General features: G+C 62.6%; 9 protein-coding genes and 1 pseudogene. 4 read left to right on the top strand and 6 right to left on the bottom strand.

The window, feature by feature from the left end:
- Nucleotides 1–11 precede the first annotated feature (11 nt).
- The 3 genes from AC0L15_RS24010 to AC0L15_RS24000 form a co-directional block, all read right to left on the bottom strand.
- The gene (locus AC0L15_RS24010; protein ID WP_473497262.1) at nucleotides 12–602 is read right to left on the bottom strand and encodes a hypothetical protein; all 591 of its coding nucleotides are present in this window, start codon (nucleotides 600–602) and stop codon (nucleotides 12–14) included.
- Between the two features lie 16 nt (nucleotides 603–618).
- Nucleotides 619–1,059, bottom strand: coding sequence for a hypothetical protein (locus AC0L15_RS24005; protein ID WP_473497261.1), 441 nt, complete (start codon nucleotides 1,057–1,059; stop codon nucleotides 619–621).
- A gap of 76 nt (nucleotides 1,060–1,135) precedes the next feature.
- On the bottom strand, nucleotides 1,136–1,735 hold the full coding sequence (locus AC0L15_RS24000; RefSeq protein WP_091592382.1) for a TetR/AcrR family transcriptional regulator: 600 nt from the start codon (nucleotides 1,733–1,735) through the stop codon (nucleotides 1,136–1,138).
- 82 nt (nucleotides 1,736–1,817) lie between these two features.
- Between AC0L15_RS24000 and AC0L15_RS23995 the strand changes: the two genes are divergently transcribed.
- Both AC0L15_RS23995 and AC0L15_RS23990 read left to right on the top strand, forming a co-directional pair.
- A complete protein-coding gene (locus AC0L15_RS23995) occupies nucleotides 1,818–3,101 on the top strand; it encodes an MFS transporter (RefSeq protein WP_473497259.1) in 1,284 nt (427 codons plus the stop codon).
- A 345-nt stretch (nucleotides 3,102–3,446) separates the two neighbouring features.
- Entirely contained in the window at nucleotides 3,447–5,015 is a 1,569-nt protein-coding gene (locus AC0L15_RS23990) for an alkaline phosphatase D family protein (RefSeq protein WP_287246984.1), read from the top strand.
- Between the two features lie 250 nt (nucleotides 5,016–5,265).
- Here AC0L15_RS23990 and AC0L15_RS23985 read toward each other — a convergent pair whose 3' ends face one another.
- Nucleotides 5,266–5,541, bottom strand: coding sequence for a hypothetical protein (locus tag AC0L15_RS23985; RefSeq protein WP_287063426.1), 276 nt, complete (start codon nucleotides 5,539–5,541; stop codon nucleotides 5,266–5,268).
- 200 nt (nucleotides 5,542–5,741) lie between these two features.
- On the opposite strand from AC0L15_RS23985, the gene typA reads away from it, so the two are divergent.
- The gene (gene typA, locus AC0L15_RS23980) at nucleotides 5,742–7,571 is read left to right on the top strand and encodes a translational GTPase TypA (RefSeq protein ID WP_287246986.1); all 1,830 of its coding nucleotides are present in this window, start codon (nucleotides 5,742–5,744) and stop codon (nucleotides 7,569–7,571) included.
- A 300-nt stretch (nucleotides 7,572–7,871) separates the two neighbouring features.
- Entirely contained in the window at nucleotides 7,872–8,486 is a 615-nt protein-coding gene (locus AC0L15_RS23975; protein ID WP_023800471.1) for a LysE family translocator, read from the top strand.
- Between the two features lie 9 nt (nucleotides 8,487–8,495).
- Here AC0L15_RS23975 and AC0L15_RS23970 read toward each other — a convergent pair whose 3' ends face one another.
- Nucleotides 8,496–8,819 (bottom strand): YciI family protein, encoded by a 324-nt coding sequence (locus AC0L15_RS23970; RefSeq protein WP_473497257.1) that lies wholly within the window; start codon nucleotides 8,817–8,819, stop codon nucleotides 8,496–8,498.
- A gap of 130 nt (nucleotides 8,820–8,949) precedes the next feature.
- A pseudogene (locus tag AC0L15_RS23965) lies at nucleotides 8,950–9,514 on the bottom strand (peroxidase-related enzyme).
- Nucleotides 9,515–9,629 lie beyond the last annotated feature (115 nt).

Genomic DNA, 9,629 nt, shown 5'->3' with positions numbered 1-9,629 from the left:
GGATGACGAAGTCAGTTATCGACGCGGCCGAAAGCGGGTACATCGCCGATAACCACGCGCTTGTCCTTGCCGCAGGCAAAGGTCCGCGCCTTCTCGTCGGCGAGCTTGCGGGCCTGGTCGTTGGCGCCGGGGTTGCCGGTGGCCAGCACCAGGCCGACGGTGCAGCCCTCATAGGTCTCCGGCTGGGCGACCTTGGCGACGATCAGCACGTCGGTCGGTTTGTTCTCCGCCTCGGGATTGCTGATCGAGCGCCGATGGATGACCGCAAACGGGACGGCGCGATCGCCGTTCGTCTCGATGCGCCACTCTAGTTTGGGTGCCGCCGTGTTGAAGGCGACAAAACTTTCCCAGACCGCGGTCATGTCGCTGGGCGGAAAACCATAAAACAGCGATTCGCGGGCGTCGTCGTAGGCGATCAGCACCGGGTAGCCGCGATAGCCCGAACAGACGAGACTGGCCCAGTCGCCTTCGCCTTCCTCCGCCTGCGCGTAGGTCACGCAGTCCTTCTTCCAGTAGAGATCGGTGTAGGCACTGGAAATGTCGCCGGCCCGGGCAGGCTGGCAGAGGCCGGCGAGGGCAAGCGGGATCAGAAGCGCACGCACGCGATACACCCTGTGGTCATTTTCGCTGCCGGGCTCTAAGCTTCGCAAAAAAATACAGGGCGTACAACGCGGAAAAACAAATGGATACAATGGACGTTTGGTAGTCCATCCAGGAAATTGCGACGAGCGACCCGAAGGTTGCAAACAGCGTTACCGGCACAGCGACGCCGGTGTACAGGAAAATCAAAGCCGAGGCCGATATCAAGACGATAAGAGCGCTCCCTGTGGGACTATAGTCGGGAGCCTTAAATAAGAAATAGGCAAGGGCTGATGAAATAAGTATGAGAAACAAAAATCTGCGCAGGACGGCTTCCTTGACCGTATACTCGTTCAGGTCAAAGACCGTCCGAATGTCTCTTTTCTCCTGCTCGCCAATTAAACCCGAACTCCCTCGCCTCAGGTAGTGAAGCAGGAACATCTTTTCGAGGTCGTCTAAAAACGTTCGAGCAAGGTTCAAGTCGTTACCGGCAATTATCAGCAGACCACGAGCGTGACGGCCATACTGCTTCCGGCTGGAAAGGACCGCAAGAGGTCTATTTCTTCAAGCTCGCTTCGATCAGCAGGTCGGCATTGCGGGCCACAGACTTCGCCGGTCCGCCGGCCCCGAACAGCTGGCCGCTGATATAGGCGCCTTCGATCAGGAGCAGCAGCCCGTCGCCCAGCGTATCGGCGTCGCCGGCACCCATCGCCGCCGCCATGGCGCGCAGGCGTCGGCGCAATTCCTGCTTGTTGGCCTCGCTCACCACGCGGGCCGGGTGGCCGCGTTCGGGATATTCGACGGCCGCATTGGTCATGCCGCAGCCGCGATAGTCGGGTTTTTGCGTGCGCTTGCCGATGCGGGTCAGGAAGGCGGCGATCTGCGCGCGCGGATTGCCGGGATGGGCAGCCACCGCCGCGTCGAAGCGGGCCCAGAACTCGAGGTCGTATTGCCGCAGATAGGACGCGGCCAATTCGTCCTTGGAGGGAAAACTGCGATAGAGGCTGGGCTTGGTGACGCCGGCGCGCCGCACGATCTCGTCGACGCCGATCGCCCTGATGCCTTGCCGGTAGAACAGGTCGCGGGCAACGCGAAGGATTTTTTCGCCCGCGCGGGGCCGTTCATCCGCTTTGATCGCTGGTTCAATGCTTTTCATTCTTGGACGTGCCGTTGCCTGCTTGACAATGTTACCGATCGGTACGTATGTTCCCACGCATTGCAACGTACCGGTCAGTAACATGATAGCTCGATCCCGCCCGTTTGGCCAGCGCTATGCTTTCGTCGTGGTCGCCGTCATTTTCCTGTGCCTGCTGATCGCGGCGGGCCTGCGGTCGGCGCCGGCCGTGATGATGCTGCCGCTGGAGGAGAGTTTCGGCTGGCGGCGCGATGTCGTCTCGCTCGCCGCGGCCATCGGCATCTTCCTCTACGGCCTGACCGGGCCGTTTGCCGCGGCACTGATGGAACGGATCGGGCTGCGCCGCACGCTGCTGGCGTCGCTGGTGCTGATGTCGGGCTCGACGGCGCTCAGCCTGTTGATGACCCAGCCGTGGCACCTGCTTCTCACCTGGGGCGTATTCTCCGGCGTCGGTTCCGGCGCGGTCGCCACGGTGCTCGGCGCCACCATCGTCAATCGCTGGTTCAAGACCAATCGTGGCCTGGTGATGGGGCTGATGTCGGCCTCCGCCGCCACCGGCCTGCTGGTGTTCCTGCCGTTGCTCGCCGCGCTCGCCCAGTCGGGCGGCTGGAAGCCTGTCGCCATCGCCATTGCCGTCGCCACCGCCTGCCTGGTGCCGCTGGTCTGGCTGCTGGTGCCGGAACTGCCGTCCGCGATCGGCATGGTGCGCTACGGCGCTGAGGCCGACGACGTGCCGCCGGTTCCGCCGGCCTCGCAAGGCAATTTCCTCACCCACACGTTCAGCACGCTGTGTCGTGCCGCCGGCACGCGCGTGTTCTGGTACCTGTTCGCCACCTTCTTCATCTGCGGTTTCACCACCAATGGACTGGTCGGCACGCACCTGATCGCGTTTTGCGGCGACATGGGCATCGGCCAGGTGCAAGCCGCCGGTCTGCTGTCGCTGATGGGCATCTTCGACCTGATCGGCACGACTCTGTCGGGCTGGCTCACCGACCGTTTCGACCCGCGCAAGCTGCTCGGCGTCTATTATGGCATCCGCGGCCTGTCGCTGATCTATCTGCCTTATTCCGGCTTTTCGTCGACCAGCCTGATCATCTTCGCCGTGCTCTACGGATTGGACTGGATCGCCACCGTGCCGCCGACACTCAGGCTGTCGAACGAGGCGTTCGGCGACCGCAGCGGCCCGATCGTCTTCGGCTGGATCGTCGCCGGCCATCAAGTGGGTGCGGCGGCGGCCGCCTTCTTCGGCGGCACCATGCGTGAATTGCAGGGCAATTACGAACTTGCCTTCCTCATCGCTGGCATGACGGCAATAGCCGCAGCCTGCATCTCGCTGTTGATCAACACCAGCCGTCCGGCCTTCGAGCCGGAAGGCCAACCGGCGTAGGCGCCCTCGTCACAGGAGAGGCGCCGTCGGCCGGATTGCCAATCTCCCCCTTGTGGGGGAGATGCCCGGCAGGGCAGAGGGGGCGCGAAGGATCGCCAGCCTCTGGATTCTGCGTCGGCAAAGGGTTTGCGACTCTGTCTGATTTCTATCTGTTGTACGTCGGCGGGACAGCCCCCCTCTGGCCTGCCGGCCATCTCCCCCACGTGGGGGAGATCGGCAGTTTCGCCGACTGGGCGACCCAGCCTTCTCCTGTTGTTTGTAACGAAACCTTCATGGTTTCGAGATGTGCGTGAAACATTGAGGCTGGACCTTGGCGGCGACGTTTAAGCCATCCAGGAGACAGCCATGAACAAGATTTCGCGCCGCGCTTTTGTCACGTCAGCGAGCGCCGCCGGCCTCGTCGGCGTATCGGGCCTCGCGCTTCCCTATTATTCGCGCGCCAATCAGCGGCCCGCCTTCACCCATGGCATCCAGTCGGGCGATGTCGACGCAATCAGCGGCGTGGTGTGGACGCGCACCGACCGCCCTTCGCGCGTCATGTTCGAAGTCTCGTCGACGGAAAATTTCGCCAATGCCTTGCGCCTTGCGCCGCTCGATACGTCGCCGGCCAGCGATTACACGGTAAAGCGGCTGCTCACCGACCTCACCTCCGACCAGGACATCTTCTACCGCATGGTCGCGGCCGATCTTGCCGACATCAACGCAGTCTCCGAGCCGATCGTCGGCCGCTTCCGCACGGCGCCGGCCTCGAAACGCGACATCCGCTTCGCCTGGTCGGGCGATACCGCCGGCCAGGGCTGGGGCATCGACGACACCGGCATGAAGACCTATGCCACGATCGGCAAGCATACGCCCGACTTCTTCCTGCATTCCGGCGACACCATCTATGCCGACGGCCCGATGAAGGACGAGGTCGAGCTGCCCGGCGGCAGCAAGTGGAAGAACAAGGTCCTCATCGACGAAAAGCGCAAGGTTGCCGAGACGCTGGACGAGTACCGCGGCCAGTGGAAGTACAACATGATGGATAAGAACGTGCTGGGGCTCAACGCCATCTGCCCGACCTTCTACCAGTGGGACGACCACGAGGTGGTCAACAACTGGTCGGATTCGAAGAACCTGAGCGCCGACGACCGCTACTCGGAAAAAAACATCCATGTGCTGGCGGCACGCGCGGCACGCGCCTTCCATGAGATGACGACGATCCGCTACGAGCCGTCGGAACCGGGCCGCGTCTATCGCAAGATCGCCTACGGGCCGCTGCTCGATGTGTTCTTCCTCGACATGCGCTCCTATCGCGGCGCCAACGGTCCTGGCATGCAGGATACGGTGACGCCGCAATCGCGCATCCTCGGCGAACAGCAGATGAAGTGGCTGAAGCGCGAACTGGCAAACTCCAACGCGACCTGGAAAATCATCGCCGCCGACATGCCGCTTGGTCTCGTCGTCTGGAACGACGCCACCAACAAGGCCGGCGCCGAGGCCGTCAGCAATGGCGACAATGGCCCGGCCAAGGGCCGCGAACTGGAAATTGCCGACCTCCTTCGCTACATAAAGAATGCCGGCATCACCAACACCGTCTGGCTGACCGCCGACGTGCACTACACGGCGGCGCATTACTACAATCCCGACAAGGCGCAGTTCCAGGACTTCAATCCATTCTGGGAATTCGTCTCGGGTCCGCTCCATGCCGGCACCTATGGACCCAATGATTTCGACATGACCTTCGGCCCGGAGCTGAAATTCATCAAGGCGCCAACCGCCGAGCAGGGGCAGAACCTGCCACCCTCGGCCGGCCTGCAGTTCTTCGGCCTCGTCGACATCGATGGCGCCACTGAACAGATGACGGTGCGGCTGATGGATCGCGACGACAATGAACTCTACAAGGTCACGCTCGACCCGGTGCATTCGGCGTGAGGGGACTGGGTTCAATAATGGCCAAAACGCAGGCGGGACAGCGCCCCCCCTCTGTCCTGCCGGACATCTCCCCCACATGGGGGGAGATTGGCAGCTTGGGCGCTCCGCTCGCGCCTGCAACGTTGGAGGTTGGCGAAAGCGGCGGCGACGTCCGATCTCCCCCCTCGTGGGGGAGATGCCCGGCAGGGCAGAGGGGGGCGTGAAGGATCGCGGAACGGTATCTCGGGATGACTACCGCCGTCGGCGGTCGTCAGTCCGGATAGCAAACGGTCGGAATATTGGGCCAAACAGCGCCGTCGCAGTTGGCGGCCTCCTGCCTTTGCTTGAAGGCGGCGCTGACCGGCCCGGTCACCACCGGGTCGACGCCATCGGGAGCGTCGGCAAACAATTGCTCCGCCGTTCGGGTGTCGGACGGCGGGGCAGGCTCCTTCGACGTCGCGGCCGACTGTGCCACGCCTGCCGCAAGCAGAACGGCGAGCGCAGCCCATGCAAGGATTGGCCGGTATCTGATGCCCGTTTTGCTCATGAAATTTGAACTGTCCCGACCGTGAAAGGTTCCGCTTTGGTTAATAATTCAATTTCACACCAAGACGCTTAAGATTTGGTGACCATGTATTTGGTGGCACGCCTCCTCTTTCGCAATTGCGAAAAACCCTGTATGAGCCGCCCAACCGAAAGAGGCAGCGCCTTTTGGCCTGCTGCCTGCAACGCTCCCGAGACCACAATATGAAAATTCGTAATATCGCGATCATCGCGCACGTCGACCATGGGAAAACCACCCTCGTCGACCAGCTCCTGAAACAGTCCGGCTCGTTCCGCGACAACCAGCGCGTTGCCGAACGCGCCATGGATTCGAACGACCTCGAAAAGGAACGCGGCATCACCATCCTGGCCAAGGCGACCTCGGTCGACTGGAAGGACACCCGCATCAACATCGTCGACACCCCCGGCCACGCCGATTTCGGCGGTGAAGTCGAGCGCATCCTGTCGATGGTGGATTCAGCCATCGTGCTGGTCGACGCCGCCGAAGGGCCGATGCCGCAGACAAAATTCGTCGTCGGCAAGGCGCTCAAGGTCGGATTGAAGCCGATCGTCGTCATTAACAAGATCGACCGGCCGGACGCCCGCCACGTCGAGGTGGTCAACGAAGTGTTCGACCTGTTTGCAGCGCTCGACGCCACCGACGAGCAGCTCGACTTCCCGATCCTTTACGGTTCGGGCCGCGACGGCTGGGTCTCGGAAAACCCCGAAGGTCCGAAGGACCAGGGTCTGGCGCCGCTGTTCGACCTCGTCATCGAGCATGTGCCGGCGCCGACCGTCCACCCCGGCCAGTTCCGCATGATCGGCACCATCCTGGAAGCCAATCCGTTCCTTGGCCGCATCATCACCGGCCGCATCGAATCCGGCACGCTGAAATCCAACCAGGCGGTCAAGGTGCTGCATCATGACGGCACCCAGGTTGAAACCGGCCGTATCTCGAAGATCCTGGCTTTCCGCGGCCTCGAGCGCCAGCCGATCGACGAGGCGCAGGCGGGTGACATCGTCGCCATCGCCGGCCTGTCGAGGGGTACCGTCGCCGACACGTTCTGCGACCTGTCGGTGACCGAGCCGCTGCATGCGCAGCCGATCGATCCGCCGACCGTGACGATGTCGTTCCTCGTCAACGATAGCCCGCTGGCCGGCACCGAGGGCGACAAGGTGACCAGCCGCGTCATCCGCGACCGCCTGCTGCGCGAGGCCGAAGGCAATGTCGCGCTGAAAATCGAGGAATCGCCTGACAAGGATTCGTTTTTCGTCTCCGGCCGCGGCGAATTGCAGCTTGCCGTGCTGATCGAGACGATGCGCCGCGAAGGGTTCGAGATTGCCGTGTCGCGGCCGCGCGTCGTCATGCAGAAGGGCGAGAACGGCGAGTTGCTCGAGCCGGTCGAGGAAGTCGTCATCGACGTCGACGAGGAGCATGCCGGGGTCGTCGTGCAAAAAATGTCGGAGCGCAAGGCCGAGATGGTCGAATTGCGCCCGTCAGGCGGCAACCGCCAGCGCATCGTCTTCCACGCGCCGACGCGCGGCCTGATCGGCTACCAGTCGGAACTGCTGACCGACACCCGCGGCACCGCCGTCATGAACCGGCTGTTCCATGCCTACGAGCCTTACAAGGGTGAGCTGCCGGGCCGCACCAACGGCGTGCTGATCTCCAACGAGCAGGGCGAGTCGGTGGCCTATGCGATGTGGAACCTGGAAGACCGCGGCCCGATGGTCATCGATCCGGGCGTCAAGGTCTATCAGGGCATGATCATCGGCATCCATTCACGCGACAACGACCTCGAAGTGAACGTGCTGAAGGGCAAGAAGCTGACCAACATCCGCGCCGCCGGCAAGGATGAGGCGGTGAAGCTGACGCCGCCGATCCGCATGACGCTGGAACGCGCGCTGGCCTGGATCCAGGACGACGAGCTGGTCGAAGTGACGCCGAAGACCATCCGCCTGCGCAAGCTCTATCTCGATCCGAACGAGCGCAAGCGTTTTGAGAAATCGGCGAAAGTGGTCGGCGCGGCGTAAGGCGACGTCTCATTGAAGGGGATCGGCGCTGCCCCTCATCCGCCTGCCGGCACCTTCTCCCCGTGGACGGGGAGAAGATCGCTGACCGCACCCTCGGCGTTCATTTTTTGCAACGCTGGTAATTGGCGGAACCGTCGATGACGGCGCCCTTCTCCCCGTTGACGGGGAGAAGATGGCGGCAGCCAGATGAGGGGCAGCGCCGACGCCTGTTCAGAGGGCAAAGTTCTCTGCAAGCTGCAGGGGTGCCAAACCGCCGCTGATCGGGTATCCTTGGGCTCTCTGACGCTCGAAGGCACTCACATGCACGTCACCTCGCTTTTGATCTTCGCCGCCGCCCTTTTCGTCGCCGCGGGCTCGCCCGGCCCCTCGATTGCCGCCCTGGTGGCGCGGGTTATCGCAAAGGGCTTTCGCGACGTGTTTCCATTCCTGCTCGCCATGTGGATCGGCGAGGCCATCTGGCTGTCGCTGGCGGTGTTCGGGCTGGCGGTGGTGGCGCAGACCTTCCATCTTGCCTTCGTCGTGCTGAAATGGGTCGGCGTCGCCTATCTCGCCTACCTCGCCTGGAAGATGTGGACGGCCCCGGTCGAGGCGCGCGAAGGCGAGATGCCGCGCGAGGAGTCGGCCGTCAAACTGTTCTTTGCCGGCATGGCGGTGACGCTCGGCAATCCCAAGATCATGATGTTCTACCTGGCGCTGCTGCCGACCATCATCGATCTCGCCTCAGTGACGGTCGTCGGCTGGATCGAGCTGACGCTGACCATGGCCGTGGTTCTGGTCGCCATCGATCTGGCCTGGGTGCTGGCGGCAGCGCAGGCGCGAAAACTCTTGAAGAGCAGGCGGGCGATGAAGATCGCCAACCGCGTCAGCGCCACCACCATGGCCGGTGCCGCGGCGGCGATCGCGGCTCGATCCTGAGCCGGTGCGTCAGCCCATTTCGATGATCGGCGCGATCTCGACGCTGAAACCCGGGTCCTTCAGGATAGGACAATCCTTAGCCTTGGCGACGGCATCGTCGATGTCGTTCGCTTCGATGATTGTGTAACCGGCGGTCGGATTGCTGCCGCCATTGTTCTCGACCTTGCCGCCGGGCAGCAAGGTCTTCGACATGCCGACCGGATTGCCACCGTCGACCACGGCCGAGCCAAGCTTGCCGTACCAGCCGTTCCAGGCATCGATCGCCGCTTGCCGTTCGGCCTCGTCGGTCGGCATCTTGCCAGAGCCGTGATAGACATAGAGAAATTTCGCCATGTTCTCCTCCGTTGATCAGCGGCGTCGAACCGACATGCGGGTCACGCCGCAGGAGCGATCATCGGACCAAACCGGCAAAGACGCAACGAGAATGCGCAATAGCTAATATAAGATCCGGTTGGGCCGCACCTCACCGCGCCATCGCGTGGTATTCATCGTTCGGCCGCATGTCGACCGCCGCCACCACCCGGTTCGACATGTTGAAGAAGGCGGCGGTCGAGGCGATGTCCCGGATGTCGCAATCGGAAAAGCCGGCCTCACGCAACGCTGCCCGGTCGGCCTCGACGAACTTGCCCGGCTGCTCAGTCAGCTTCACCGCGAATTCGAGCATCGCCTTATGTTTCGCGGAAAGGTCGGCGGCGCGGAAGTTCATCACCATGATCTCGCCAAAGGCCGGGTCGCCGGAAAGCTTGCGCACCGCCGCGCCATGGGCGGCGAGGCAGCAGTAAGCAATGATTGATGGAGGAGACGGCGACCGCGATCATCTCGCGCTCCAGCTTGGACAGGCCTGAGACACCCAGCATCAGATCGTTGTACATGTCGGTGAAGGCGCGCAGCTTCGTCTCGTCGAAAGCGTAGGCCAAAAGCACATTGGGAACGAGGCCGAGCTTCTCCTCGCATTTGGCGAAATAGGCTTTCGTCGCTTCGCTCAGTTCCGCAGGCGCGAGGTCAAGTGCGATGATTTTGTCTTTTATGGCGGATTTTCTCCTCATTTTCGGTGACCCACCGGCAAATCCCGACATTTCGTCGCAAGCGGTCAAACCTTTGTCGCCAAATATCGGTCATCTGCTACCATAGTCGCAAAACATA

Source organism: Mesorhizobium sp. WSM4846, assembly GCF_055811415.1.
The sequence above is the reverse complement of the archived record's forward strand: the minus strand, read 5'-3'. Positions and strand labels throughout refer to the sequence as shown.

Excerpts from the sequence above, each read along its gene's own strand:
- AC0L15_RS23970 (WP_473497257.1), bottom strand. The coding sequence starts at position 8,819 with ATGGCGAAATTTCTCTATGTCTATCACGGCTCTGGCAAGATGCCGACC.
- AC0L15_RS24000 (WP_091592382.1), bottom strand. The coding sequence starts at position 1,735 with ATGAAAAGCATTGAACCAGCGATCAAAGCGGATGAACGGCCCCGCGCG.
- AC0L15_RS23985 (WP_287063426.1), bottom strand. The coding sequence starts at position 5,541 with ATGAGCAAAACGGGCATCAGATACCGGCCAATCCTTGCATGGGCTGCG.
- AC0L15_RS23995 (WP_473497259.1), top strand. The coding sequence starts at position 1,818 with ATGATAGCTCGATCCCGCCCGTTTGGCCAGCGCTATGCTTTCGTCGTG.
- typA (WP_287246986.1), top strand. The coding sequence starts at position 5,742 with ATGAAAATTCGTAATATCGCGATCATCGCGCACGTCGACCATGGGAAA.
- AC0L15_RS23975 (WP_023800471.1), top strand. The coding sequence starts at position 7,872 with ATGCACGTCACCTCGCTTTTGATCTTCGCCGCCGCCCTTTTCGTCGCC.
- AC0L15_RS23990 (WP_287246984.1), top strand. The coding sequence starts at position 3,447 with ATGAACAAGATTTCGCGCCGCGCTTTTGTCACGTCAGCGAGCGCCGCC.